Source organism: Chloroflexia bacterium SDU3-3, assembly GCA_009268125.1.
Classification (GTDB): domain Bacteria; phylum Chloroflexota; class Chloroflexia; order Chloroflexales; family Roseiflexaceae; genus SDU3-3.
On record WBOU01000007.1, the window covers coordinates 345,386 to 369,900 of the forward strand.

23 protein-coding genes are annotated in these 24,515 nt (G+C 67.9%); 15 read left to right on the forward strand and 8 right to left on the reverse strand.

Annotated features, from left to right (window positions below; all coding sequences use genetic code 11):
- Nucleotides 1–2: 2 nt before the first annotated feature.
- On the forward strand, nucleotides 3–878 hold the full coding sequence (locus F8S13_14355; GenBank protein ID KAB8142726.1) for an RDD family protein: 876 nt from the start codon (nucleotides 3–5) through the stop codon (nucleotides 876–878).
- A 44-nt stretch (nucleotides 879–922) separates the two neighbouring features.
- Here the strand turns inward: F8S13_14355 and miaA are convergent, their stop codons facing one another.
- On the reverse strand, nucleotides 923–1,840 hold the full coding sequence (gene miaA / locus F8S13_14360; GenBank protein ID KAB8142727.1) for a tRNA (adenosine(37)-N6)-dimethylallyltransferase MiaA: 918 nt from the start codon (nucleotides 1,838–1,840) through the stop codon (nucleotides 923–925).
- Nucleotides 1,841–3,093: 1,253 nt separating this feature from the next.
- Between miaA and aroH the strand changes: the two genes are divergently transcribed.
- The 4 genes from aroH to F8S13_14380 all read left to right on the forward strand — a co-directional run bounded on the left by aroH (nucleotide 3,094) and on the right by F8S13_14380 (nucleotide 7,419).
- On the forward strand, nucleotides 3,094–3,510 hold the full coding sequence (aroH, locus tag F8S13_14365) for a chorismate mutase (GenBank protein ID KAB8142728.1): 417 nt from the start codon (nucleotides 3,094–3,096) through the stop codon (nucleotides 3,508–3,510).
- A 155-nt stretch (nucleotides 3,511–3,665) separates the two neighbouring features.
- Nucleotides 3,666–4,706 carry a 3-deoxy-7-phosphoheptulonate synthase gene (aroF, locus tag F8S13_14370; GenBank protein ID KAB8142773.1) on the forward strand — a complete coding sequence of 347 codons (1,041 nt, stop codon included), beginning with the start codon at nucleotides 3,666–3,668 and terminating at the stop codon, nucleotides 4,704–4,706.
- A gap of 380 nt (nucleotides 4,707–5,086) precedes the next feature.
- The gene (gene solA, locus F8S13_14375; GenBank protein ID KAB8142729.1) at nucleotides 5,087–6,226 is read left to right on the forward strand and encodes an N-methyl-L-tryptophan oxidase; all 1,140 of its coding nucleotides are present in this window, start codon (nucleotides 5,087–5,089) and stop codon (nucleotides 6,224–6,226) included.
- Nucleotides 6,227–6,447: 221 nt separating this feature from the next.
- A complete protein-coding gene (locus tag F8S13_14380; protein KAB8142730.1) occupies nucleotides 6,448–7,419 on the forward strand; it encodes an aldo/keto reductase in 972 nt (323 codons plus the stop codon).
- Between the two features lie 148 nt (nucleotides 7,420–7,567).
- Here F8S13_14380 and F8S13_14385 read toward each other — a convergent pair whose 3' ends face one another.
- Nucleotides 7,568–8,233, reverse strand: a complete 666-nt coding sequence (locus tag F8S13_14385) for an HAD family hydrolase (GenBank protein ID KAB8142731.1) — start codon at nucleotides 8,231–8,233, stop codon at nucleotides 7,568–7,570.
- A gap of 73 nt (nucleotides 8,234–8,306) precedes the next feature.
- Nucleotides 8,307–9,305: a putative sulfate exporter family transporter gene (locus F8S13_14390; protein ID KAB8142774.1), complete on the reverse strand. Its 999-nt coding sequence runs from the start codon at nucleotides 9,303–9,305 to the stop codon at nucleotides 8,307–8,309.
- Nucleotides 9,306–9,492: 187 nt separating this feature from the next.
- On the opposite strand from F8S13_14390, the gene F8S13_14395 reads away from it, so the two are divergent.
- The 6 genes from F8S13_14395 to mfd all read left to right on the forward strand — a co-directional run bounded on the left by F8S13_14395 (nucleotide 9,493) and on the right by mfd (nucleotide 17,417).
- Entirely contained in the window at nucleotides 9,493–10,371 is an 879-nt protein-coding gene (locus F8S13_14395) for a LysR family transcriptional regulator (protein KAB8142732.1), read from the forward strand.
- Nucleotides 10,372–10,585: 214 nt separating this feature from the next.
- Nucleotides 10,586–11,266, forward strand: coding sequence for a hypothetical protein (locus F8S13_14400; protein ID KAB8142733.1), 681 nt, complete (start codon nucleotides 10,586–10,588; stop codon nucleotides 11,264–11,266).
- Between the two features lie 119 nt (nucleotides 11,267–11,385).
- A complete protein-coding gene (locus F8S13_14405) occupies nucleotides 11,386–11,805 on the forward strand; it encodes a single-stranded DNA-binding protein (GenBank protein ID KAB8142734.1) in 420 nt (139 codons plus the stop codon).
- Nucleotides 11,806–11,961: 156 nt separating this feature from the next.
- Entirely contained in the window at nucleotides 11,962–12,984 is a 1,023-nt protein-coding gene (locus tag F8S13_14410; GenBank protein ID KAB8142735.1) for an alpha/beta hydrolase, read from the forward strand.
- A 166-nt stretch (nucleotides 12,985–13,150) separates the two neighbouring features.
- Nucleotides 13,151–13,546 carry a hypothetical protein gene (locus F8S13_14415; protein ID KAB8142736.1) on the forward strand — a complete coding sequence of 132 codons (396 nt, stop codon included), beginning with the start codon at nucleotides 13,151–13,153 and terminating at the stop codon, nucleotides 13,544–13,546.
- Between the two features lie 253 nt (nucleotides 13,547–13,799).
- On the forward strand, nucleotides 13,800–17,417 hold the full coding sequence (gene mfd, locus F8S13_14420) for a transcription-repair coupling factor (GenBank protein ID KAB8142737.1): 3,618 nt from the start codon (nucleotides 13,800–13,802) through the stop codon (nucleotides 17,415–17,417).
- Here mfd and F8S13_14425 read toward each other — a convergent pair.
- Complete coding sequence (locus F8S13_14425) at nucleotides 17,392–18,018, reverse strand: YdcF family protein (GenBank protein ID KAB8142738.1); 627 nt, start codon at nucleotides 18,016–18,018, stop codon at nucleotides 17,392–17,394. The genes mfd and F8S13_14425 overlap by 26 nt on opposite strands.
- Before the next feature lie 309 nt (nucleotides 18,019–18,327).
- Here F8S13_14425 and F8S13_14430 point away from each other — a divergent pair, with 309 nt between their 5' ends.
- The gene (locus tag F8S13_14430) at nucleotides 18,328–18,681 is read left to right on the forward strand and encodes a hypothetical protein (GenBank protein ID KAB8142739.1); all 354 of its coding nucleotides are present in this window, start codon (nucleotides 18,328–18,330) and stop codon (nucleotides 18,679–18,681) included.
- Between the two features lie 99 nt (nucleotides 18,682–18,780).
- On the forward strand, nucleotides 18,781–19,302 hold the full coding sequence (locus tag F8S13_14435) for a GNAT family N-acetyltransferase (protein KAB8142740.1): 522 nt from the start codon (nucleotides 18,781–18,783) through the stop codon (nucleotides 19,300–19,302).
- Between the two features lie 56 nt (nucleotides 19,303–19,358).
- Here F8S13_14435 and F8S13_14440 read toward each other — a convergent pair whose 3' ends face one another.
- The 3 genes from F8S13_14440 to F8S13_14450 all read right to left on the reverse strand — a co-directional run bounded on the left by F8S13_14440 (nucleotide 19,359) and on the right by F8S13_14450 (nucleotide 20,668).
- A complete protein-coding gene (locus tag F8S13_14440) occupies nucleotides 19,359–19,577 on the reverse strand; it encodes a hypothetical protein (GenBank protein KAB8142741.1) in 219 nt (72 codons plus the stop codon).
- Between the two features lie 252 nt (nucleotides 19,578–19,829).
- Nucleotides 19,830–20,039, reverse strand: a complete 210-nt coding sequence (locus tag F8S13_14445) for a helix-turn-helix domain-containing protein (protein KAB8142742.1) — start codon at nucleotides 20,037–20,039, stop codon at nucleotides 19,830–19,832.
- Nucleotides 20,040–20,134: 95 nt separating this feature from the next.
- Nucleotides 20,135–20,668: a pseudouridine synthase gene (locus tag F8S13_14450; GenBank protein KAB8142743.1), complete on the reverse strand. Its 534-nt coding sequence runs from the start codon at nucleotides 20,666–20,668 to the stop codon at nucleotides 20,135–20,137.
- A 98-nt stretch (nucleotides 20,669–20,766) separates the two neighbouring features.
- Between F8S13_14450 and F8S13_14455 the strand changes: the two genes are divergently transcribed.
- The gene (locus F8S13_14455) at nucleotides 20,767–21,525 is read left to right on the forward strand and encodes a DUF2270 domain-containing protein (GenBank protein KAB8142744.1); all 759 of its coding nucleotides are present in this window, start codon (nucleotides 20,767–20,769) and stop codon (nucleotides 21,523–21,525) included.
- 153 nt (nucleotides 21,526–21,678) lie between these two features.
- Nucleotides 21,679–23,145, forward strand: a complete 1,467-nt coding sequence (locus F8S13_14460; GenBank protein ID KAB8142745.1) for a DUF1957 domain-containing protein — start codon at nucleotides 21,679–21,681, stop codon at nucleotides 23,143–23,145.
- 867 nt (nucleotides 23,146–24,012) lie between these two features.
- On the opposite strand, the gene F8S13_14465 is transcribed toward F8S13_14460, so the two are convergent.
- A complete protein-coding gene (locus tag F8S13_14465; protein KAB8142746.1) occupies nucleotides 24,013–24,504 on the reverse strand; it encodes a DinB family protein in 492 nt (163 codons plus the stop codon).
- Between the last annotated feature and the right edge of the window lie 11 nt (nucleotides 24,505–24,515).

The window sequence follows — 24,515 nt, forward strand, 5'->3', positions numbered from 1 at the left end:
AGATGTACGACACCTATACGGTAGACACGCCGGAAAATATCGAGTTCAGCTACGACGTGGCTGGCATCGGGTCGCGCTTTCTGGCTGCGGTGGTCGACTCGCTGCTGATCGCGCTGGCCATGGCGGTGGTGCTGTTCGGCGCTGGGCTGCTGCGCGACTCGATCGGCGTGCTGGATGGCGCGTCCGAGAGCGTGATCGCGGCCCTGATCATCCTGCTGGTGATGGTAATCCTGTGGGGCTACTACATTATCTTCGAGCTGGTGTGGAGCGGCCAGACCCCCGGCAAGCGCCTGGTGGGCCTGCGGGTGGTGCGCGACGGCGGCCAGCCCGTGACCTTCCTGAGCGTGGCCATCCGCAATTTCATCCGGCTGGTCGACTTCCTGCCGGCGTTTTACGGCATCGGCGTGATCACGATGTTTATCGACACCCGCTCGCGCCGCCTGGGCGACTTCGCGGCGGGCACGCTGGTGGTGCGCGAGCGCCAGGATGTGACCCTGGCCAGCCTGAGCGCCCCCGCCCCGGCCCGCCCCGCGCCGACACCCACCGCGCCCCAGGGCGCGCCGCTGCCCCAGGCCAACCTGATCAGCGAGCAGGACTATACGCTGGTGCAGGAGTTCCTGCGCCGCCGTGGCGAGCTGGGCCGCGAGGCCTGCCAGCGCCTGGGCGTGCAGCTGGCCAGCGGCCTGCAGCAGAAGCTGGCCCTGCCGCAGGGCGGCGACGCCGAGCGCTTCCTAGAGTACGCGGTGGCCGAGTTCCAGCGCCTCCGCGCCGAGCCTGCCGATCTGCCCCCGTCTATCCCCGTGCTTGAGCCGCAGCCCACACCCGAGCCGCCGCCCGCGCCGCCCGCCGAGGGCGATCAGTCCGAGCGCGGCGCGTAGCCGAGCAAAGGGGCCTGCGCGGCAACGCCGCGCAGGCCCCTTTGCTATGCCGCCAGCAGCCCCAGCGCCGCGCCCAGCAGGTCGGGTGTGTCGGCGGGCAGCTGGGCCAGCCCCGGCAGGCGGCGGAACCACGCGGGCTGCTTGCGGGCGAAGCCGTGGGTGTTGAACTTCAGCCGCTCCACGCACTCGGCCAGTGCGTCGCCGCCCTCGATGTAGGGCTGGAACTCGCGGTAGCCCAGGCTCGACATGGCGGGCAGATCCCAGCCGTAGCCCTGCGCCACCAGGCCGCGCACCTCATCCACCAGCCCCGCCGCCACCATGGCATCCACGCGGGCGTCGATCCGCGCGTAGAGCGGCTCGGCGGGCAGCTGCAGCCACAGCGTGCGGATGCGGTAGGGCGGCGGCACCTTGCCCTGCTGCGCCGAGATCGGCTGGCCGCTCAGCTCGTACACCTCCAGCGCGCGGATGACGCGGCGGGTGTTGCTGGCCAGGATGCCTGCGGCGGCCTGCGGGTCCACGGCGGCCAGCCGCGCGTGCAGCGCATCCGCTCCCAGCTCTGCCGCCTCGGCCTCCAGCCTGGCCCGCAGCGCCGGGTCGGGCGCGACGCGCGGGATCTGCCAGCCCTCCAGCACGGCGGCTAGGTACTGCCCGGTGCCGCCCACCAGCATGGGCAGCCTGCCGCGCCCGGCCACCTCGGCGATGGCGGCGCTGGCCAGATCTTGGTAGCGCGCCAGCGAGAAATCCTCATCCGGCTCGGCGATATCGATCAGGTGGTGCGGCGCTGCGGCCAGCTCGCCCGCCGTGGGCTTGGCGGTGCCGATGTCCATCCGCCGGTAGATCTGGCGCGAGTCCGCCGATATGATCTCGCCGCCCAGCCGCTGGGCCAGCGCGATCGCCAGCGCGGTCTTGCCCACCGCCGTCGGCCCGACGATGGCAAGGATCGGTTGTTGTTGTGTGTCCATGGCCGTATGATACCGCATCTGCAGGCCATGCCTGGGCGAAACGGCGCAGCCTGCGCAGCCAAGATACCAAGGGAACCCGCTTCAACGCGAGGACTCGAAGGCGCGAAGGTCAGAAAAGCGCAGGGGAAATCGGCCTGCCAGCGACCCGCCCAGCCTTCCCGCTGCGGTGAAGAGTATGGCCAGCCGCCACACGCACATGCCTTCGTCGGATGGGCCGGGCCGCGCTGCTGCAATCTGGCTCCGGGGTGACGCAAACGGCTTTCGGTGTGACACAAACGGCTTCCGGGGTGACGCAAACGGCTTCCGGGGTGACACAAACGGCTTCCGGAGTGACGCAAACGGCTTCCGGAGTGACGCAAACGGCTTCCGGGGTGACGCAATTGGCTTCCGGGGTGACGCAATTGGCTTCCGCGATATTCCAAACCTTACCCACCCGGCCCATGCGGCGAAGGTGCCGCTCGCGCACACTGGCCATATGCACAAACACCAGCAGCCAGGGAACAGCACAGGAACGCCCAAAATTGGGGGATCGAAGGGGGCATCGCCCCCTCGCGGGGTTGCTAGGGGCAGGCCCCTAGCCGCCGCCCGCGCAGGGCACACACCCACCAAACACGAGGAACCATCCTCATCGAAGCCGCAGCCGGGCGGGCCGACCGAGCCGCCGCCCGCGCAGGGCACACACCCACCAAACACGAGGAACCATCCTCATCGAAGCCGCAGCCGGGCGGGCCGACCGAGCCGCCGCCCGCGCAGGGTACACACCCACCAAACGCGAGGAACCATCCTCATCGAAGCCGCAGCCGGTCGGCCCGACCTGGGCCAGCGCGGTCTTGCCCACCGCCGTCGGCCCGACGATGGCAAGGATCGGTTGTTGTTGTGTGTCCATGGCCGTCCGATACCGCATTTGCAGGCCATGCTCGGGCGAAAAAGCCCGGGTGGCGAGATATGATCTGTCGGTTGACAAGCGTATACTTTTGTGCTATCGTCACCACTGCATCAGTCAGTACCAAAAGGGTTAGCTTTTCGTGAACGCAGCTCGCAACAACTCGTTTTACTTTTATTACTTCTACGCCAGCCTAAAACGAGCCTGGTTGCTTCGCGTTGACTGAAATTTCCCAAGAACGACTTTCAGAGGCGTGGAGCAACGAGGCTCCACGCCTCTTCTGTTTTTAACCGAGGGCAGCGTAGCCCACCGTAGGCGACAGAGCGACAATCAACCGATGCATCGCATCCACACTGCAAGGAGAGCGACCGTGACCATCTACTGCCGAGGCATCCGCGGGGCGACCACATGCGAGGCCAACACCCGCGAGGAGATTCTTGAGGCGACCCGCGATATGCTTGAGCGCATCATCCGCAGCAACGACCTGCGCCCCGAGGATATCGCCAGCGCTATCTTCAGCACCACGCCCGATCTCAACGCGGAATTCCCTGCGGTGGCCGCGCGCCAGCTCGGCTGGCTCGACACGGCGCTCATGTGCACGCACGAGATGGCGGTGCCCGGCAGTCTCCAGCGCTGCATCCGCGTGCTGGTGCATTGGAACACCACGCGCCAGGCCGATGAGGTGGTGCACGTCTACATCCGAGGCGCGGTGAACCTGCGCCCCGAGCGCGCCCAGCTCACATCGGCCAGCGCCCAGCGGCAGAGTAGCCCCACCTCGGTGGAGTAGCACGGCGGTGCCAGCGTGGCCCGCCGTTTTTTTACGCCCATGGAGCCACGCCAATGACCGCGCTTTCGTACGAGATCGAGCTGCCGCCAGCCGCCGCGCTGGCAGCACACCATGACATAGAGCGACTGCTACCACTCATTCAGAAGGAGCCGACCATGATCATCGTGATGCGTAACAACGCCACCCAGGAAAACATCGACCGCGTGCTGGGCCGCCTGGCCGAGCACAAGCTGCAGGGCCACCTCTCGCAGGGTGCCGAGCGCACCATCATCGGCGTCGTCGGCGCGAGCATCCCGCCCACCCTGCGCGAGGAGGTCGAGCACTTCGAGGGCGTGGAGGAGGCCGTGCGGATCACGCGGCCCTACAAGCTGGCCGCCCGCGAGTTCCACCCGCAGGACACCGTGGTGAACGTGCGCGGGATCGAGATCGGCGGCGGCGGCTGCGTGGTGATCGCCGGGCCGTGCGCGGTGGAGAACGAGGAGATGATCATCGAGAGCGCCAAGCAGGTGAAGGCCGCCGGGGCGACCATGCTGCGCGGCGGCGCGTTCAAGCCGCGCTCCTCGCCCTACACCTTCCGCGGCCACGGCGAGGCGGCCCTGAAGATGATGGCCAAGGCCCGCGACATCACCGGCCTGGCGATCGTCACCGAGGTGATGACGCCCACCGACGTGGATCTGGTCGCCAGCTACGCCGACATTCTGCAGATCGGCGCGCGCAACATGCAGAACTACCAGCTGCTGGAGGAGGCGGGCCGCAGCGGCAAGGCTGTGATGCTCAAGCGCGGCCTCTCGGCCACGATCGAGGAGTGGCTGCTCTCCGCCGAGTACATCCTGGCCACTGGCAACCCCAACGTCATCCTGTGCGAGCGCGGCATCCGCACCTTCGAGACCGCCACCCGCAACACCATGGATCTGAACGCGGTGGCCCTGGCCAAGCGCCGCTCGCACCTGCCGATCATCGCCGACCCCTCGCACGCCACCGGCAAGTGGTACCTGGTGCCGCCGCTGGCCCTGGCCTCGGTGGCCGCCGGTGCCGACGGCATCATCGTCGAGGTCCACCCCGACCCCGACCGCGCCCAGTCGGACGGCGGCCAGTCGCTCACGTTCCAGAACTTCGCCACCATGGTGCCGCAGCTTCAGGCCGTGGCCCAGGCCGTCGGTCGCCACATCATCCTCCCCGAGGAGGCGCTGGCCTAGCGCTGTGCTGTGAGGGAATAGAGGGTAGGGAATAGGGAGAGGCGCAGAGTTCATGCGCCTCTCCTTTTTGATGGACTGCGAGTGTAACACGGCGGCCCGCGAATGTAAACCAGCTGGCCTCGCCCATCCAGCGAAGGTGCGCCCCTATGCCTGCTGGCCATAATCCTCGCCGCAGCGGGAAGGCCTCGCCCAGCGCAGGTAGATCGCTTTTTCTTGGAGCCTTGGCGTCTTGGTGGTAAAAGAACTTCGCGCCTTCGCGTCTTCGTGGTAAACGGTTCCCGTTTGCTTCTTGGCGCCTTGGTGGTAAACCAGAACGCAGCGGCCCGCGCAGCCGTGCTACAATTTCCCCAGGCCACCCACACAACAGCGAGAAGAACGCCATGAACAATGTGTACGACACCATCGTCGTCGGCTTGGGCGCGATGGGTAGCGCCGCCGCCTATCACCTGGCCCAGCGCGGCCAGCGCGTGCTCGGGCTAGAGCAGTTTACCCCCACCCACAGCAACGGCTCCAGCCATGGCCGCTCGCGGATCGTGCGGCAGGCCTACTTCGAGGGCGCGGCCTACGTGCCGCTGCTGCTGCGCGCCTACGAGCTGTGGCGGCAGCTTGAGCGCGACTCGGGCGAGCGACTGCTGACCCTGAGCGGCGGCCTGATGATCGGCCCGCCCGACAGCGCCACCGTGGCCGGGGCCTTGCACAGCGCCCGCGAGCACGGCCTAGCCCACGAGCTGCTGGACGCCGCCGAGATCCAGCGGCGCTACCCCATGATGCGGCCCTCCCCCGGCACCGTGGCGCTCTACGAGCCAAACGCGGGTGTGGTTATCCCCGAGCTGGCCAACCTGGCCCACCAGCGGCTGGCCGCCGCGCGCGGTGCCGAGCTGCACTTCGAGGAGCCGGTGCTGGGCTGGCAGGCCGATGGCGAGGGCGTGCGCGTCACCACGGCCAGCGGCAGCTACCGCGCCGCGCGGCTGGTGCTCTCGCCGGGGGCCTGGGCACCCCGCCTGATGGCCGACCTGGCGCTGCCGCTGCTGGTCGAGCGCCAGGTGCTCTACTGGTTCGCCCCCAAGAGCGGCTTCGCGGCCTACCAGCCGGAGCGCTTCCCGATCTTCATCTGGCAGCTGGAGGATGGCCTGCAGTTCTACGGCTTCCCCGCCGAGCCGAGCGAGCCGCTGGGCGTGAAGGCGGCCTACTTCCGCAAGGGCGCGGCCTGCGAGCCCGATGCGGTGGACCGCGCCGTCCACCCCGAGGAGGTGGCCCACATCCGCGCCACCATCGATCGGCTGATGCCCGACCTGGGCGGCGAGCTGGTGGACGCCAAGACATGCCTCTACACCACCACCCCCGACGAGGATTTCATCATCGCGGCCCACCCGCAGCACCCCAACGTCATCCTGGCCTCGCCCTGCTCGGGGCACGGCTTCAAGTTCGCCAGCGTGGTGGGCGAGGTGCTGGCCGACCTAGCGGCGGATGGTGCGACGGCGCACCCGATCGCCATGTTCCACCCAGGGCGCTTTGTATAGGCCTGGGCATCGGTCCTTCTTCTGATCATAGGGCGGCAGAAAATCCGCCGAGCGATGGAGCGCGCGCGGCGGCTCTGCGCTGCCGCCTATGCTATACTTCCCGCGTCCCACCTACAGGATACAGAACGCCGTCGCCCGCGCCCGTGTGCTGCGGCAGCCACACCACGCTGCCCGCCTGTGGCCGTGCGCTCGCTCGGCGTGCGTTCAGAAGAGAGGGAGCGATGCAGTACGTCAATCTGGGGAAAACTGGCCTCAAGGTCTCGCGGATCTGCCTGGGCACCATGACCTACGGGACGCCGGAGTGGCGGCCCTGGGCGCTTGATGAGGAGAGCAGCCGCCCGCTGATCAAGCGCGCGGTGGAGCTGGGCATCAACTTCTTCGACACCGCCGACTTCTACTCGCTGGGCGTCAGCGAGCAGATCCTGGGGCGGGCGCTGAAGGAGTACGCGCGGCGCGACCAGGTGGTGGTGGCCACCAAGGTCTGCCTGCCCGTGGGCGACGGCCCGAACGACACCGGCCTCTCGCGCAAGCACATCATGGACTCGATCGACGCCTCGCTGCGGCGGCTGCAGACCGACTATGTGGATCTCTACCAGATCCACCGCTTCGACCCCGACACGCCCATGGAGGAGACCATGGAGGCGCTGAACGACCTGGTGCGGGCGGGCAAGGTGCGCTACCTCGGCGCGTCGAGCATGTACGCATGGCAGTTCGCCTCGCTGCAGTTCACCGCCGAGAAGCACGGCTGGAGCAAGTTTGTGAGCATGCAGAACCACTACAACCTGGTCTACCGCGAGGAGGAGCGCGAGATGAACCCGTTCTGCCGCGCCACCGGTGTGGGCCTCATCCCGTGGAGCCCGCTGGCGCGCGGGTTTCTGGCCGGAGGGCGCGGCCAGGGCGGCGAGACCCAGCGCGCCAAGACCGACCAGGGCATCGCCGCGCTCTACCACAGCGAGAGCGACGCCGCCATCGTCGGGCGCGTCAGCGAGCTGGCCCAGCAGCGCGGCGTGAGCAACACCCAGGTCGCGCTGGCCTGGCTGCTGCACCAGCCCGGGGTCAGCGCGCCGATCGTCGGCTCGACCAAGGCGCACCACCTCGATCAGGCAGTCGCGTCCGCCGCGCTCACCCTTGCCCCCGACGAGCTGACCTTCCTTCAGGAGCTGTACCAGCCCCACGTCATCCTGGGCCACTAGCAAACAGCGGCCATCTGCATCGCGCAGGTGGCCGCTGTTTCCCTACCCTCAAACCTTCGCAGTACGCATCCTCTTCTATCTCTTGGATCCTTGGGGTCTTGGTGGTAAAAGCCCTTTTTCAAATCTTCGCGTCTTCGCGTCTTCGTGGTTACTGCTCGCCCAGCGGCGAGCTGTCGAGCCGGGCCAGCAGGTCCGCCGGGTCTTGGTACACCGCCGCAGCCCCGCGCAGCTGGTTGTCGCCCCAGCCGCCGCAGCGCAGCGCGATGCTGGCCACGCCCGCCCGCGCGGCGGCCTCCACGTCGTAGGGTGTGTCGCCCAGCATCAGTGTGCGCTCGGGTGCACTGCCCAGCCTTTCCAGCGCCGCCTGCACGATGTCCGGGTCGGGCTTCGAGCGCTCGGCATCATCCGAAGATGTTTCGCGCTCGATCAGGTCGTCGACCCCTGCGATCTTCAGCAGCGCGCCCAGCTCATCGGCCTGGGCCGAGCTGGCCACCGCCAGACGCAGCCCACGCCCCCGCAGCGCCTCGGCCAGCGCGCGGGCGGCGGGGAAGGCCCGCAGCTGCGGCAGGTAGCGCTCGCGGAAGATCTGGCCGCGCCGCTCGCTGACGCGCCTGCCCTCGGGTGAGTCCTTCCCGGCCCCGCATACCTCGGGGATGAGGTGATCGCTGCCCTTGCCGATCAGGCTGCGCACCTGGGCCATATCGGCGTCGATGCCAAGCTCGCCGAAGGCCTCCACCCAGGCGCGGGCGTGGGCGTCGTTGCTGTCCACCAGCGTCCCATCCACATCTAGGATCACGCTCTCAAATTGGGCCATGGCTGTTTCCTTCCACAGAACCGTGCCTGCCGATGCCCTGCAGAGAGTATGCCATTGGATGGGCCAGAACGGGCTACATCCCCGCGCCGATGCCCAGCCCGAGGATGAGGGTCAGCGCCACCGCCAGCAGCGCCAGCAGCGACCCGACCACCGCCACCGCCACCTGCGGCCCCACGCGGCGCACGGCGGGCAGGTTCACCTCCAGCCCCAGCGCGGCCATGGCCACCACGGTGAGAATGCGGCTCAGGTTGCCCACCGCGTCGCTCAGACTCGCCGGGAACAGACCCACGCTGCGCACGGCGGCCATGATAAGAAAGCCCACGATGAACCACGGCACCAGCCTGCTGATCGCGATCTTCTGGCCCGGCGCGCGCCGCCGCAGCGAGAAGAACAGCACCACCGGCCCCAGCATCAGCACGCGCACCAGCTTCACCAGCGTGCCGATCTCGCCGCTCACCTGGCTCACCGGGAAGGTGGCGGCCAGCACCTGCGGCACAGCGTACACCGTCATTCCGGCCAGCACGCCGTACTGGTAGAAGCTGAGGTGCAGCAGCGGGATGAGCAGCGGCAGCAGCAGGATGACCGCCACGCCCAGGATTGCGGTCAGCGCGATCGAGCTGGCCACATCGTCCGGCTCGGCGTCGATCACCGGGGCCACGGCGGCGATCGCCGAGTTGCCGCAGATCGAGTTGCCCACCGCCACCAGGGTGGCCAGCTTGGGGCGCAGGCCCACCGCCCGCCCGATCAGCGCGCTGAAGCTGATGCCCAGCACCACCACCGCCACGATCGCGCCCAGCAGCACTGGCCCGGCCTTCAGCACCATGGGCACGTTGATCGTCGCGCCCAGCATCAGCACCGCGAACTCCAGCAGCTGCTTGCCCGCGAAGGCCACGCCGGGCCGCGCCGCCTCGTGCAGGCCGCGCGCCGCCCGCCACGCGATCCCCAGCAGCAGCGCGATCACCAGCGCCTCGATGGCGGCGTGCCCAAACACGCGCTCCTCGGCTAGCTGCAGCAGCCAGGCGAACAGGGCTATCGCGCCAGCCAGCCACAGCCCAGGGAGGTAGCGCTGCATGCTTGGCAGCCGGTAGTGGCTGGCGTCGCGGTCAAAAAAACGTCGCATCACACATCCTCGCAGTATGCGCCTCGGCGGGCGTCTTGGCCCGTCCAGACGCGCAGAAAAGCTACCTGTGCAGCGTAGCGGAAAGCTGGCTATAATTCCAATACATATTCCTTCTCTTTCTATAACAAGAAGTTATCGCATGAACTTGCACCTCGTCCGTCTCTTCGCCGCCGTGGCCGCCGAGCAGAGCTTCAGCCGCGCCGCCGAGCGGCTCTATATCAGTCAGCCCGCCATCTCCAAGGGCATCCAGGAGCTGGAGCGCCAGCTTGACGCCAAGCTGATCGACCGCAGCGCTAGCCCGATCGGCCTGACCGAGGCGGGGCGGCTGCTGCAGCGCTACGCCGCGCAGATCTTCGCCGCCGAGCGCGGGGCCGAGCGCGCCCTGGCCCAACTGCACAACCTGGAGCGCGGCCACCTGACCATCGGAGCCAGCAGCACGATCGGCATCTATATGCTGCCCGCGCTGCTGGGCACCTACCACCAGCGCCACCCCGGCGTCGAGCTAGTGCTCGACATCGGCAACACCCAGCAGATCCTCGACCGCCTCACTAGCATGCCGCTGGACATGGCCTTTGTCGAGGGGCCGGTCGATGCCGAGGGCGTGGCCACGCGGCCCTGGCGCAGCGATACGCTGGTGGCGATCGCCGCGCCCGCGCACCCACTGGCCGTCCTGCCTAGGGTCACACTGGCGCAGATCCAGGGCGCCCCGTTCATCGTGCGCGAGCATGGCTCGGGCACCCGCGAGGTGACCGAGGCCGCGCTGCGCGAGCACCACGTGGAGATCCAGATCGCCATGGAGCTGGGCAGCACCGAGGCGATCAAGCAGGCGGTGATGGCCCGCCTGGGCATTGCTATCGTCTCCGAGGCCACCGTGAGCGCCGAGCTAGAGAGCGGGCGGCTGGTGGTGCTGGATGTGGAGGGCCTGCGCATCCAGCGCATGCTCAGCACGTTGCATGTGGCCGGTCGGCCCGCCAGCCGTGCGCTGGAGGCATTCGAATTGCTTCTGGATGAGGTGTAGATGCGGAGAACTAGGGGAGCGCAGCGTGTAGAAACGTGCAATTTCGCAAATATGTGCTTGTGAAAACGGTACATCTGTGCTATAATTACGGCTACATCCCCTGGGCTTGCGGCACTCGCCGCCAACGCGACAGCAGGGAAGAGCATCTACTGGTAAACACGAGTAACCGTCGCCTGGCCCGCTCCCACAGCAGCCAGACAGGAGGAACACCACCATGGCAACTACCCGCAAAGCAAGTGAAGACCGCAGCGTCGCCCGCACCTACCGCGCCGCCGTGCGCATCGGCGAGGACTACATCACCATCGAGGAGACCGTCACCCTGCCGGTGGACGCCACCGACGAGGATGTGACCAAGGCGGTCGACCTCGGCATGCGCATCTACCAGGCCCAGCGCGAGGCCGTGGAGGCGCAGATCAGCGCCATCCGCGAGGCTGGCGGTGCCCCCGCGCCCTTCACCGTGCGCGACCCTGATTCGCCTGCCAGCGACAAGCAGCGCAACTACATCGCCGCCCTTCAGGAAGACCTGGCGTGGAGCGCCGAGCAGCTCTCGGCCTACGCCGGCGAGCAAGAGGTCGACCTGGTGACAATGACGAAGGGCCAGGCCAGCACCTTTATCGATGGCCTGAAGAAGCTGGCCGAGGAGCGCCCTGCCTACCGTGGCGCTGCCGCCAGCAGCCAGCCCGCGCCGCGCCCTGCCGCCCCTTCTGGCCAGCCCGCCGATGAGCGCCAGCTCCAGGCCCTGGAGAAGCTGGCTCGCACCCACAGCATCTCGCTGGAGGATGCGGCCCAGGATCGCTACGGCGTCGCCTCGGCCCAGCTCACCTACGATCAGGCCGCCACGCTGCTGCGTGAGTTCCAGAAGAACGGCCAGCAGCGCCGCGTTGTCGCATCCTAAATCGCGCTCGAAATCAGGCGATATCTGCGTAACTCCCCTCGCCCAACGGCGGTATATAGCCAAAGACCAGCCGCTTGTTGCTGGCACCTAAACAAGAGTATCTACGAAAGGGAAGAGCAATGAACACCATCAAGGGCACGACAAACCGGGTTGAGCTGATCGGTTGGCTGGGGATGGACCCCGAGCAGCGGTTCCTGCCATCGGGCGTTGCGGTCTGCAACTTCCGAGTCGCAACCAAGCGCTACGCCGGGCGCATGGAGTCTGGTGAGCGGATCGTGGAGACGGATTGGTTGCCGGTCGAGGTTTGGGAGCGTCAGGCAGAGCTGTGTGGCCAGTTTTTGCACAAGGGCAGCCGCGTCCGGGTGGTCGGGCATCTTGAGACGCAGTCGTGGGAAGACAAGAAGACCGGCGAGCGGCGCTTTAAGCTGTTGGTCCGCGCCGAAGACGTGCTCTTCCTCGATGCGAAGCCGGAGGCACAGCAGGCCGCCGAGGCGGCGGAGGATCTTTCCCAGGACTCGGTCGAGGATCTTCCGTTCTAGCACCCCGCCGCCAAGGCACACCAGGGCCGGGCAACCGCACAGGTTGCCCGGCCCTGGTGCGTGCTGGCCCCAAAGTTGCTTGCCCTATGCGAAGAAAACCTCTGCGCCGCTCGCTGCGTATAGATGCTAGGCATAGCAACAGGAGGAATATCGACCATGAGTCTCATTTCCATAAAACGAAGCGCCGCAAAACGAAGCGCCCCGAAGCGCCAGCCCAAGCTCGCCACGGCGCTGGGCGGCGGGGCGCTGGCCACGCTGCTGGGCGGCATCGCCTACAGCGCGTGGGTGGTGCCGCACGAGCTGCCGCTTCCCAACGCCGTCTCGGGCGAACGCCGCGAGCTGAGCAGCGCCACGGCGGGCCAGCTAAGCTACTACACGGCGGGCGAGGGCGAGCCGCTGCTGCTCATCCACAGCATCAACGCCGCCGCCTCATCCTACGAGGTCCGCCCGATTTACGAGCACTATGCGCCTAACCGCAAGGTCTACGCGCTTGACCTGCCGGGCTTCGGCTTCTCCGAGCGCTCCGACCGCAGCTACACGCCGCGCCTGTTCACGGATGCCGTTCTGGCCATGGTCGAGGAGATCCAGCGTGAGACCGGCGCGGAGCAGATCGACGCGCTGGCGCTCTCGCTCAGCAGCGAGTTCCTGGCCCGCGCGGCCAGCGAGCGCCCCGAGGCCTTCCGCAGCCTCGCGCTGGTCTCGCCCACAGCGTTCAGCGCGGGCGACCGCTACTATGAGGAGCCGGGCAGCACGCGGGGAATCCCCGCGCTGCAGTCGGTGTACAAGGTGCCGCTGTGGAGCCAGGCCTTCTTCGATGGCCTGAACAGCCGCGCCAGCCAGCGCTACTACCTGGGCAAGACGTTTGGCTCGGAGCATATCGACAAGGGCCTGCTGGAGTACTCGTATCAGACGGCGCACCAGCCGGGGGCGCGCTTCGCCCCGCTGACGTTTATCTCGGGCACGCTGTTCAGCGCCGACATCGACCGCGTGTACGACCAGCTTGATATGCCGGTGTGGCTGGCCCACGGCACCCACGGCGACTTCCAGGACTACACGGGCGTGGGCAAGGTGCAGAACCGGCCCAACTGGAAGGTGCGCGAGTTCCCAACCGGCGCGCTGCCGCACTTCGAGCTGCTGGATGTGTTCACATCCGACTACGATGCCTTTCTGAACAGCTAGATCGTCGTTTTATGTGGCCGTGCGCTGGGAAACTGGCGCACGGCTTTTGCATTCATCGATGTGTTATGATGGCGTCATCGCGGCCTCACGCGCTATTCATTCGCCTCGTGCCTTACTTCATCTATGGTAGACACGGTTAGGACACTGTAGCAATGGAGGAAAATCGATGAGCGCATCACTTGTTGTCAATGTCATTGTGGTGCTGCTGCTTGGCGCGGCGGCGCTACGTGCTGGCCGCAGGCCAGAGCGCGCACCCTGGCTGGGATGGCTGCTGGTGATTTTGTATCTTGCCGCCTGCGCGGCTGCCTTTTTGGTGTGGGGGCGCGATGGCGAGGGCATGGCGCTCGCTGGGCTGCTGGTGGGTATGCCATGGTCGTTTGGCATAGCGCTGCTGCTCAGCCCAGTGATCACGATTGACGCGCTGATCGCTTGGCCGGGCGGCGCAGCGGTAGCGACCTGCGCGCTGCTGCTGATCATGACGCTGAACGCGCGACTGCTGTTCTTGGTGGGTAGTCGGCTGCCTGCGCTGTGGGGAGGGCGGGCGGCATCCCCACAGCCATAGCTGGCTAGGGCTGGAGCGCCTTCATTGATCCTGTAGAATCTTGGTGCCTTGGAGTCTTGGTGGTAAAGGATCTGCTTTCTGTTGAGAACGCATAGACCACTCCGGTGTAGATCAGGCCCGATCATGTGGCGCGGGTACGCCTCGTGCTATAATGCGAACACATATGTTACGGGGCCAGTCGTCAGCGACTTGGCCCTCTTTCGACTGCACAAAAGCCCTGTGTCGATGGGGTCTGAGAAATACCTAGGGACGAATGGAACTACACCAACTTCTCACCGAGCTGGCCGACAGCCAGCAGGTGACGGCGATCATGGCCAGCCTGCGCGAGCGGGAGGCGGCGCGGCTGCGCGTGGCCCCGGCGCTGGGCGCGGCGCGGCCCGCCCTGGTGGCCGCGCTCGCGGCCCGCTGGGATGCCCCGGTGCTGTATGTGACAACCAACGACGACCTAGCCCAGCGCGCCCACGCCGACCTCTGCGAGTGGCTGGGCGACGGCGTGGCCATCCACTTCCCCGCCAGCGATGCGCTGCCCTACGAGCAGATGTCGCCCGGCCCCGGCGTGCTGGCCGGGCGGCTGCGGGTGCTGGCCCGGCTGGCCGCGCCCCAGCCGCCGCTGGTGGTGGTGGCCTCGGCCAAGGCGCTGATGCAGATCACGCTCACGCCCGAGCAGTGGCGCTCCGCCGCGATCACGCTGCGGCAGGGCGAGGAGCGCAGCCCCGATGGGCTGGTGCAGCGCTGGGTCGACCTGGGCTACCGCACCACGCCCACCGTGGAGGAGCCGGGCGAGCTGAACCGGCGCGGCGGCATCCTGGATATCTGGCCGCCGGGCGATGACCTGCCGCTGCGGATCGAGTTTTTCGGCGACGAGGTGGACAGCCTGCGCCGCTTCGACCCGGTGAGCCAGCGCAGCGAGCGCCGCGAGCGCGAGGTGGTGGTCGGCCCGCCGACCGATATACCGCTGTGGAATGCGGCCAGCGCCGCCGCGCGGCTGCGGGCCATGCCGATCGACTCGCTGCGGATCGAGGCCCGCGAGGAGTGGAACGCGGCGATCGAGCGGATCGCCAGCGGCGAGCGCTTCGAGGCGCGCGGCTTCTACGCGCCGTTCTTCCGCGCCGAGGGCGAGCGGGCCTCGCTGCTGAGCCACCTGCCCGAGCAGGCGCTAGTGCTGCTGGGCGACACCGTGCTGCTGGAGCAGCACGCCTGGGAGGTCGACCAGCAGGCCGAGGAGCGCCGCGCCACCCATATCGAGTCGGGCGAGCTGCCGCGCAGCTTCCCCAAGCCCTACCTGGCCTGGGCCGAGCTGCTGGGCCACGCCGAAGATCTGGCGCAGGCCGACCTTTCCAACAACGACCTGCCCAGCCAGCGCGGCGAGCTGGTGCTGGCCCCGCCCGAGCTGCTGCCCGCCGACCTGTTTGGCGGCCAGCTCAAGGGCCTCATCCACGACATCGTGGAGCGCACCCAGCGCGGCGAGCGCGTGATCGCGATCACCCCGCAGGCGGCGCGCATCCAGGAGCTGGTGGCCGAGGCCCAGGCCGAGCAGGGCGGCGACCCCGAGCTGTTCACCGCGCTGCACGGCGCGCTCGACCAGGGCTGGCGCGCGCCGTGCATCCCCGCCACGCTCTACACCGACAGCGAGATCTTCGGCTGGCGGCAGCGGCGCGTGGTGGGCGAGCGCAAGGGCCGCGACCGCGACGCCGACGCGCGGGCCAGCTTCCTGCGCGGGCTGAAGCCGGGCGACTACGTGGTGCATATCGAGCACGGCATCGCCCAGTACGATGGCGTGATACGCCGCACCGTGGGCAAGATCGAGCGCGACTACCTGGTGCTGAAGTACGCCGAGGGCGACAAGCTGTATGTGCCGGTCGACCAGATCGACCGCGTGTCGCGCTACATCGGCTCGGGCGACGCCACGCCGCAGCTGACGCGGCTGGGCACCCAGGAGTGGGAGCGCGCCAAGCGCAAGGCCCGCGCCGCCGTGGAGGATCTGGCCGACGACCTGCTGGAGCTGTATGCGGCGCGGCAGGCCAGCGAGGGCTTCGCCTTCTCGCCCGATAACGAGTGGCAGCGCGAGATGGAGGACGCCTTCCCCTACATCGAGACCGCCGACCAGATCCGCGCGATCGAGGCCACCAAGCAGGACATGGAGCACTCGCTGCCCATGGACCGGCTGGTGATCGGCGACGTGGGCTTTGGCAAGACCGAGGTGGCGCTGCGGGCGGCCTTCAAGGCTATTCAGGATGGCAAGCAGGTGGCCGTGCTGGTGCCCACCACCGTGCTGGCCCAGCAGCACTACGACACCTTCAAGCGGCGGCTGGCCACCTTCCCCGTGAAGATCGAGATGCTCTCGCGGCTGCGCTCTGCCATGCAGCAGACCGAGATCCTGGGCGAGCTGCTGCGCGGCGAGGTCGACATCCTGGTGGGCACCCACCGGCTGCTCTCGCAGGATGTGGTGTTCAAAGATCTGGGGCTGCTGGTGGTAGATGAGGAGCAGCGCTTTGGGGTGCGCCACAAGGAGCGAATCAAGCAGATCCGCGCCAATATTGACGTGCTGACCCTGACCGCGACGCCCATTCCGCGCACGCTGCACATGGCCATGGCCGGTATCCGCGACATGAGCGTGATCGACACGCCGCCCGAGGACCGCATCCCGATCAAGACCTATGTGATGCCGCACGACGACAAGCTGGTGCGCGAGGCTATCCTGCGCGAGATCGAGCGCGGCGGGCAGGTGTTCTACATCCACAACCGCGTGCAGAGCATCTACTACATGGCCGACCGCCTGAAGCACCTGGTGCCCGAGGCCCGCTACATCGTTGGGCACGGCCAGCTGGGCGAGAAGCAGCTTGAGAAGGTGATGCTGGACTTCTTCAGCGGCAAGGCCGATGTGCTGGTGAGCACCACCATCGTGGAGAGCGGGCTGGATGTGCCAAACGCCAACACCATCATCATCGACGACGCGGTGAACTACGGTCTGGCCCAGCTCTACCAGCTGCGCGGGCGGGTGGGCCGCAGCACCCAGCGGGCCTACGCCTACCTGTTCTACGCTGCCGACCGCCGGATCTCCGACGAGGCCCACGAGCGGCTCCAGGCCATCCAGGAGGCCACCGAGCTAGGCGCGGGCCTGCGTATCGCCATGCGCGACCTGGAGATACGCGGCGCGGGCAACCTGCTGGGGGCCGAGCAGAGCGGCCACATCGCCGCCGTGGGCTTCGACCTCTACACGCGGCTGCTGGAGCAGGCGGTGAGCACGCTCAAGCAGCAGTTCAACGCGGGCGTGCCGGTCAAGCCCAAGAAGCAGGCCGCGCCCAAGGGTGCCGCGCCCGCCGCACCGGACGCGCCCGCCGCACCCAAGGCCGCGCCCAAGAAGCCGACCATCAAGGTCGACGAGAAGGTGCTGGTCGGCCCGCTGGTGACGCTGGATCTGCCGCTGGATGCCTACATCCCCGCCGACTACATCCCCGACGACCGCGTGCGGCTGGAGGTTTACCAGCGCCTGGCCGAGGCCCAGACGCCCCAGCGCGTGCGCGAGCTGCGCACCGAGCTGCGCGACCGCTTCGGCGAGCCGCCCGAGCCGGTGGAGAGCCTGCTCACCTGGCTGATGATCAAGGCGCTCTCGCTGCGCGCCGGGGTCGGGTCGATCGTCACCACCGACGAGGAGTTTATCATCCGCCTGCCCGAGGCGGGCGTGGCCGAGCGCGAGCGGCTACGCCAGAGCCTCAAGCACGATGGCGCGGTCAAGATCGGGCCGCAGTTCGCGCGGCTGGATCGGCGCACGGTGCGCGACGAGTGGGTGCCCGCGCTCTCGGGCATCCTGGAGACAGTGGCCCGCCAGCGTGCCGAGCGGCTGCCTACTGGCGCGCAAAAATATACATAAGGTAGGCCCCGGCCTCGCGCAGCACGTGCCCGGCCTCCTCGGCGGAGAGCCCGGAGGATGCCGACTGGATGGGCGCGGGCGCGGCGTCTAGCCCCAGGTCGTGGGCGATCTTCAGCGAGCGCAGCATGTGGTAGCCGTCGCTCACCAGCAGCACGGATGGCATGCCCTGCTCGCGGATGATCTGCGCGGCGTTGGTCAGGCTCTCCAGTGTGGTGGTGCCGGTCTCCTCGGCGAACAGCGCCCCCGGCTCGACCCCGCGCGAGAGCAGGTACTCGCGGCCCGCCGCCGCCTCGCTGGTGGTGTCGCCCTTGCCCACGCCGCCGGTGAGGATGATGGCGCTCACGGTGCGGCGCTGGTACAGGTCCAGCGCGCGGTCGAGCCTGGCCCGCAGCACAGGCGAGGGCGAGCCGTTCCACTGGGCCGCGCCCAGCACCACGGCCACGTTGGCCTGGTGGGCCTCGTCGCGCCCGGCCTGGGCCACGATCAGGCCGCAGACCAGCAGCAGCAGGGCCACGGCCCCGGCGGCGATCAGGCCCAGCCCGCGCAGGGCGCGCAGCAGCAGTCGGCGCTGCTGGGTGAAGGTTCGTATGGATGTGATCATGCCGCCATTATCGCCACAGCGGCGGAGTTGCGCAAGTTGACGCCCTGCGAGCGTATCAAGGATATGTACCACCAAGACTCCAAGAGATGCAAATGTGTGGCCTGCTGCGAAGATATGGGATATCCCATGTTTTGGCGGTAAACGGTTTTCCTCTTCGCTTCTCCGTAGTATTCGTCCCCTTCGTGCCTTTGCGTCTTCGTGGTATTTATTCCCTTGTGTCTTGGTGGTAAACGGTTCATCCCCCTTGCTGCAACCGCCCACGACGAGATCTCGTATAATTGCCACATCTGAAAGAAAGGGCGGGGCGCGATGCATAGATTCGACTGGCGCTGGGTGGGCGTGGTGGCGCTGATCATCTTCATTACCCAGATCCGCTATATGCCGCCGGTGTTTGCGGCGGTGTTCCTAGCGGCTGGCGGCGGCTACTTTATTTACGTGGGCTGGCAGCAGTGGCGGCGCGGCGGCGGCACCGGCCTTGCGCCCACATCCAGCAAGAAGGTGACCTACTGGCGCGGCCAGCGGATCGAGCTGGCCCCCGAGCGGCGCGGCCCGCGCGCGCCCTCGCTGCGCAGCGCGGCTCCGGCGGTGCTGTTCATGCTGCTGGGCGCGGCGCTGGTGCTGATCGCGCTCTTCAGCGGCGTGGGGGCGCTGGGCGTGCTGTAGCGCTGCACTTTGTGGGTGTTGGGCGGTGCCCCGCTGGGGTGCCGCCTTTTCTTTTGACGGTACAATGGCCTGCACGCCGATAGCCCCAAGGAGCTTTGTATGGAACCACAGCCGATCACCCTGCGCCCTGTGCGCGCCGACGACCTGCCGACCCTTGAGCAGTGGCAGAACGATTTCGAGATGCTGAGCGCCTACAACATGTTTGGCCTGAAGCCGACCAATCGCATGGCGCGGGCCTTTGAGGAGGATGGCTTTCTGACCCAGCAGCATGGGCGGCTGCTGATCGAGGAGCGCGGCGGGCTGCTGGTGGGCGACATGGACTACCGCCAGGTGCACTATGGGCCGGGCTGGGGGAATGTGGCCTACGCCATCGGGATCAGCCTGGTGGTGGCGGCGCGTGGCAAGGGCTACGGCACGCTGGCGCAGCGCCTGTGCGCGGAGTACCTGTTTGCGACCTACCCGATCATGCGGGTGGAGGCCAGCACCGATATCAGCAACACCCGTGAGCAGCGCTCGCTGGAGAAGGCGGGTTTCACCCGCGAGGGCCTGGCGCGCAAGGCCCAGTGGCGCGGCGGCGAGTGGCACGACCTGGTGCTCTATAGCAAGCTGCGCGGCGAGTAGCGGCGGCCAGGGCGGGGCGTGCGCCGTGTGGCGCATCCCCCGCCCTGGGGGGCATGTCAGTGCTCATCGATCTCCCGCAGGGTCTCGCGGGCGGTGTAGATCAGGTCGTTCAGCCACCCGCGCAGATCCTCGCGGCTCAGCGGCGTCGCCTCGTCGATCTGGCCGTTCGAGGCGTAGTCGTGCAGCAGGTCGAGCCGCAGAAACAGCTCCTCCATCCCCTCGGCGGTGTAGTCGCGGCGGATGCGCTCGCGCAGGATGCGATCCAGCATGCCCATGGCGTGTGTCCTTTCTTGCTGGTCTGGCTGGGTGACGGAAAAGAAAAAGGTGCGAGGCTGGTTAGGCCTCACACCTTGGGTGAAGATCTCGCGCTGTGCCGCTGGCTCACATGCGCGCCCCCCCTGATGCTTGGCGCTTCCCACCTGCTGATATGCGTGCATAGCCTCGCATGGCGTCGCTTGGCTTGAACGGCGCGCACAGGCTCTGTTGCGGCAGATTCTCCAGGTGGAATTTGGGGGCGCGTAAGCTGATCACGGGTTGACCTCGATCTTGGTGGTGTCGAGCATCTTTAGGATGCTGGACCCCTTGATAAAGACACGGCGGATGCTTTCAGGTCGGCTGGCCTCAAGCTGGCCTGCGGCGATCAGGCGCTTGATGGTGCTGAGGCTGACGCCGAGCACGTCGGCGGCTTCCTCGCGGGAGTAGATCGCCTCGGGATTGACCGGCTCTCGTTTCGTCATGGGCAGTCCTCCAGAATCCAGATGAATGTAGCATAGCTCAAGAGGGGCGTCAATGGGTCAAAAGTCGGAGGGGACTGGGCTGAAAGGATGATTTGTTAGGCGTCGCGCCATGCGCCGGGGGCTAGGTCGCCCAGGCGGTAGGGGCCGACGGCCACGCGGATGAGGCGCAGCGTGGGGAAGCCGACCGCCGCTGTCATGCGGCGCACCTGGCGGTTGCGGCCCTCGCGGATGGTGAGCGCCAGCCAGGATGTGGGCACACTCTTGCGCTCGCGGATGGGCGGGGTGCGCGGCCACACCTCGGGCGGCGCGATCAGCTGGGCCTGGGCGGGGCGGGTGGGGCCGTCGTTCAGCTGCACGCCCTGGCGCAGCGCGGCCAGCGCCTGCTCGCTGGGCAGGCCCTCCACCTGCGCCCAGTAGGTCTTGGGCATCTTGTGGCGCGGGTCGGCGATCTGCTGCTGGGCCTTGCCGTCGTCGGTGAGCACCAGCAGGCCCTCGCTGTCGTGGTCGAGCCGGCCTGCGGCGTACACGCCCGGCACGGGGATGTAGTTGGCCAGGGTCGGCCTGCCATCGGGGTCGGTGAACTGGCAGAGCACGAGGTAGGGCTTGTTGAAAAGGATGATGCGTGACATTGGGCTATTGTAGCATAGCGCTGCCCCGCGTCTGTTTTTGGCAGGCCCGGCGGCCCGCTCCATGGCGTCGCGCCAAACGCGGCTGCTATAATACCCCTATGAACGAGCAGCTAGCGCCACCGCCTATCTCGGCCAGCGTGCATATCTACCGCGGCCTGATGGACCGCGCCGTCTCGTGGCGGCAGCGGATCGACTCCCCCACCAACTGGGCGATCACCACCAGCGGCACTGTGGCCAGCTTTGTGCTGAGCGACGCGGGGCACCCGCATGTGGTGCTGCTGCTGATGATGGTGCTGATGTATGCGTTTCTGATCATCGAGGCGCGGCGGATGCGCTACTACGAGCTGTGGGCCAGCTGGGTGCGCCTGCTGGAGACCGACTACTTCGCGTCGATTCTGCGCGATGGCCAGGCGGGCATCGGCCAGCCCTGGCAGCAGCTGATCGTGCACGACTTTGCAAACCCGCACTTTAAGACCCCGATCGTGCATCTGGTGGCCCGCCGTCTGCGGGATAACTACCTGCTGCTGCTGCTGTTTCTGCTGGCCTGCTGGCTGGTGAAGCTGGTCATTCACCCGTCGGGCGGTGCGGCGGGCCTGGTCGAGCGGGCCTCCATCGGGGTTATCCCAGGCGCGGCGGTGTTTGCGGCGGTGCTCGGCTCGTATGTGCTGCTGGTGCTGTTCACCGCGCTGTATGGCCGCCGCGTGCCAAACGCCGAGCTGCTGCCCCGCGAGCTGCTGGCCGAGCGCATGCTGGCTGTGCCCGAGCGGCTGGGCAGCTACCAGCTGCGCGCCGCCCTGCGCGAGCGCTTCCTGAGCAGCGAGGACGACCTGCCGCTGCGGCGCGATGACTGGGACTGAGCACTATTGAGCTTGGTGCGAGGCAGGAACCTAGCTGCTGCCGCGCCGTTCTTCTGCTAGAATACGACGCTTTTCGAGCGCCGATGTTTCCCGACCTAGGCTGGGGCGCGGCCATGCCCGCCCTGCATTGTTGACATAGAAGGAAATCGACCGATGAACACAGGCAGCGCCGCCCTGATCCTCACCGCACACGCGCCCTACCTGCGCTCCGCCGGGCGCGAGCCGGTGGGCGAAGACCGCCTGCACGAGCTGACGGCCAGCGCCCTCATCCCTGCCCTGAACACACTCTACGACCTGTGCGAGCGCGACCTGCGGCCCCGGCTGGGTCTGGCGCTCTCGCCGCTGCTGCTGGAGCAGCTGGGCGACCCGGTGGTGCAGAAGCACTTCTACTTCTGGATCGAGCGCCGGATCGCCCAGGCCCAAGATGCGCTGGCCAGCGCGGCGGGCGACCAGGGCCGGGCCTACCTGGCCCAGTTCTACATCGACTGGGCCGAGGGCATCCGCACCAGCTTCGACGTGCGCTTTGGCCGCAACCTGGTGGCGGCGCTGCGCCCGCTGGTGGATGCGCAGATCGTCGAGCCGCTGGCCAGTGCGGCCAGCTACCCTCGGCTGGCCAGCATCGGCAGGGCCACCACGCTGCGCGCCCAGATCGACCTGGGCGTGATGGCTGCCGCCCAGGCCTATGGCTGCCGCCCGCGCGGCTTCTGGCCGCCCTCGGGGGCCTACCGCGCCGCCGCCGGCCCCATGCTGGCCGATAACGAGGTGGCCTATGTGCTGCTCGACCCCGCCGATGTGCAGGACCGCTCGACCGCGCCCGGCTGGGTGGTGCAGCGTAGCCTAATGGGCATCCCGGTCGACCGCGCCTTCGACGCCTATGTCAGCGCCCCCGACCTTGACTACAGCGGCGACCCGCTCTACCGCGCGCCCGTGGCCGATGCCGACGGCTTCGCCTGGCACCGCAACGGCATGGGCGGCCAGCCTGAGCTATACGACCCCTACGACGCCTACCAGCGCGCCCAGGAGCACGCCGCCCACTTCCTAGAGGTGATGGCGGCACGCGGGCGCGAGTCGCAGCGCGAGCTGAGCGTGATCGTGCTGGATGCCGCCGTGGTGGGCGGGCGCTGGTTCGAGGGGGCCTCGTGGTTTCGCGCCCTGCTCACCGAGCTGGCCGAGCGCGAGGATCAGGCGCTCACCACGCCGGGGGCGTATATGGATGCGGTGCTCATCCGCCGCACCCTGGCGCTGCGGCCCGAGCCGCTGGCCGAGGGCGGCGTGTACGGTGGCCAGCACCTGTTCTCGCTGCAGCAGTCGCTGCGCGCCGCCGAGGCCCGCCTAGGCGCGCTGGCCAAGCGCCACCCCACCGCCGCCGCCGAGCGCGAGCGCGTGCTGCAGCAGGCCGCCCGCGAGCTGCTGCTGGCCCAGTCGCACGATCTGGCCGCCCGCGAGGAGGCCCACAGCGCGCCCCGCCAGATGATGCGCCACCTGACGCGCTGCATCCAGCTGTGCGACCTGGCCGAGCGCCCCGAGCTGTCCGAGGATGATCTGGTGCTGCTGGAGACGCTGGAGGAGGAGGATAACCCCTTCGCGCATGTCAACTATCGCATTTTTGCCGATCTGTAGCGGGCCGCGAGAAGCCCCTGCCCTCACGTGGCGTCGCCGCAATTGAGATGCAGCACAGGCACATCGGAAGATTGGATTGAGCCGTGCTATGCGCATCGTCTGGCGCGCGAGATGGTGTCGCCCCCGGTGTGTGGATGAGCAGCGTACATAACGTGAGATCTTTTGAGGGCGGGCCACCAACATATGGTGGCCCGCGTTTTCTTTGAGCGGCGAGGAAACGCGCGCGAGAGGTAGGTGAACGCTCGACGAAGGCAGGTGAACGCTCGACGAAGGCAGGTGAACGCTCGACGAAGGCAGGTGAACGCTCGACGAAGGCAGGTGAACGGACGAATGAGGCAGGTGAATGCTCGACGAAGGCTCGCCCCACCTGGCCCATGCGGCGAAGGTGCCGCTAGGGTTTTGATGGCCATATGCACGAACACCAGATGCCTGACTTCGGCATAGGAATGCTACAAATTGGGGGTTTCGAAGGGGGCGTAGCCCCATGGCGGGGTTGCTAGGGGCAGGCCCCTAGCCGCCGCCCGCGCAGGGCACGCACCAACCGAACAAGAACTCCCATCCTCATCGAAGCCGCAGGCGGTCGGGCCGCCCGCGCAGGGCACGCACCAACCGAACAAGAACCACCATCCTCATCGAAGCCGCAGGCGGTCGGGCCGCCCGCGCAACGCAGCAAGCATTGCCTACGGTCGGGTCGCCCGCAAAAACGAGGCATCACCTCAAGGTTGGGCAGCACCGCCGCCCGCGCAGGGCACACATCAACCGAACAAAAACCACCATCCTCATCGAAGCCGCAGGTGGTCGGGCCGACTACTGCACCGAGAAGCAGCCACCCTGCGGCCCAGCCGCGCGTTTTGTCTGACGTTGAGGCTAGCTGCTCAGCGTGCGTGCTGCCCGCTCGATCTGGCGGATGTGGGGTCGCTCGTGGTTGATCAGCCGCAGTGCGTAGTCGCGTACGGTGCGCCGCAGTGGGCGGCCCGCGCCCGTGACAGTGGCGGCCAGGCTCCAGCCCTCGGGCGGCAGCGCCCGCAGCGTGGCCAGCAGCGCCTCGCGCTGCGCCGCGAAGGCCTGGAGCGAGGGCAGGAAGTCCAGCTGGGGGTAGTCGGTCTGCCTGATCCAGGTGGTGGGGTTGATAGCCCGGATGGTCGCGCCGGGCTGGGCGATGATCGTGGCGATGGCCTCGCCCCACACATCGGCGCAGGATCGCAGGTGGGCCAACACCTCGCTGGCCGACCACTCGCCGGGCGCGGGTGGCGCGCGCAGCAGGGCGGGCGGCACGCCCTGGGCGGCGGCGGCCAGCCGGGGCGGCGCGCTGGCCAGCAGCTCGATCAGCTCGTGGGGGGGACGCTCGTGGTCAGCCATGGGTCTCCTCC

Coding starts and splice junctions, on each gene's coding strand:
- mfd (KAB8142737.1), top strand. CDS start 13,800: ATGGAACTACACCAACTTCTCACCGAGCTGGCCGACAGCCAGCAGGTG.
- miaA (KAB8142727.1), bottom strand. CDS start 1,840: ATGGACACACAACAACAACCGATCCTTGCCATCGTCGGGCCGACGGCG.
- F8S13_14385 (KAB8142731.1), bottom strand. CDS start 8,233: ATGGCCCAATTTGAGAGCGTGATCCTAGATGTGGATGGGACGCTGGTG.
- F8S13_14430 (KAB8142739.1), top strand. CDS start 18,328: ATGCATAGATTCGACTGGCGCTGGGTGGGCGTGGTGGCGCTGATCATC.
- F8S13_14425 (KAB8142738.1), bottom strand. CDS start 18,018: ATGATCACATCCATACGAACCTTCACCCAGCAGCGCCGACTGCTGCTG.
- F8S13_14460 (KAB8142745.1), top strand. CDS start 21,679: ATGAACACAGGCAGCGCCGCCCTGATCCTCACCGCACACGCGCCCTAC.
- F8S13_14445 (KAB8142742.1), bottom strand. CDS start 20,039: ATGACGAAACGAGAGCCGGTCAATCCCGAGGCGATCTACTCCCGCGAG.
- solA (KAB8142729.1), top strand. CDS start 5,087: ATGAACAATGTGTACGACACCATCGTCGTCGGCTTGGGCGCGATGGGT.
- F8S13_14380 (KAB8142730.1), top strand. CDS start 6,448: ATGCAGTACGTCAATCTGGGGAAAACTGGCCTCAAGGTCTCGCGGATC.
- F8S13_14465 (KAB8142746.1), bottom strand. CDS start 24,504: ATGGCTGACCACGAGCGTCCCCCCCACGAGCTGATCGAGCTGCTGGCC.
- aroF (KAB8142773.1), top strand. CDS start 3,666: ATGATCATCGTGATGCGTAACAACGCCACCCAGGAAAACATCGACCGC.
- F8S13_14400 (KAB8142733.1), top strand. CDS start 10,586: ATGGCAACTACCCGCAAAGCAAGTGAAGACCGCAGCGTCGCCCGCACC.
- F8S13_14435 (KAB8142740.1), top strand. CDS start 18,781: ATGGAACCACAGCCGATCACCCTGCGCCCTGTGCGCGCCGACGACCTG.
- F8S13_14395 (KAB8142732.1), top strand. CDS start 9,493: ATGAACTTGCACCTCGTCCGTCTCTTCGCCGCCGTGGCCGCCGAGCAG.
- F8S13_14390 (KAB8142774.1), bottom strand. CDS start 9,305: ATGCAGCGCTACCTCCCTGGGCTGTGGCTGGCTGGCGCGATAGCCCTG.
- F8S13_14440 (KAB8142741.1), bottom strand. CDS start 19,577: ATGGGCATGCTGGATCGCATCCTGCGCGAGCGCATCCGCCGCGACTAC.
- F8S13_14355 (KAB8142726.1), top strand. CDS start 3: ATGTACGACACCTATACGGTAGACACGCCGGAAAATATCGAGTTCAGC.
- F8S13_14410 (KAB8142735.1), top strand. CDS start 11,962: ATGAGTCTCATTTCCATAAAACGAAGCGCCGCAAAACGAAGCGCCCCG.
- F8S13_14450 (KAB8142743.1), bottom strand. CDS start 20,668: ATGTCACGCATCATCCTTTTCAACAAGCCCTACCTCGTGCTCTGCCAG.
- F8S13_14415 (KAB8142736.1), top strand. CDS start 13,151: ATGAGCGCATCACTTGTTGTCAATGTCATTGTGGTGCTGCTGCTTGGC.
- F8S13_14405 (KAB8142734.1), top strand. CDS start 11,386: ATGAACACCATCAAGGGCACGACAAACCGGGTTGAGCTGATCGGTTGG.
- F8S13_14455 (KAB8142744.1), top strand. CDS start 20,767: ATGAACGAGCAGCTAGCGCCACCGCCTATCTCGGCCAGCGTGCATATC.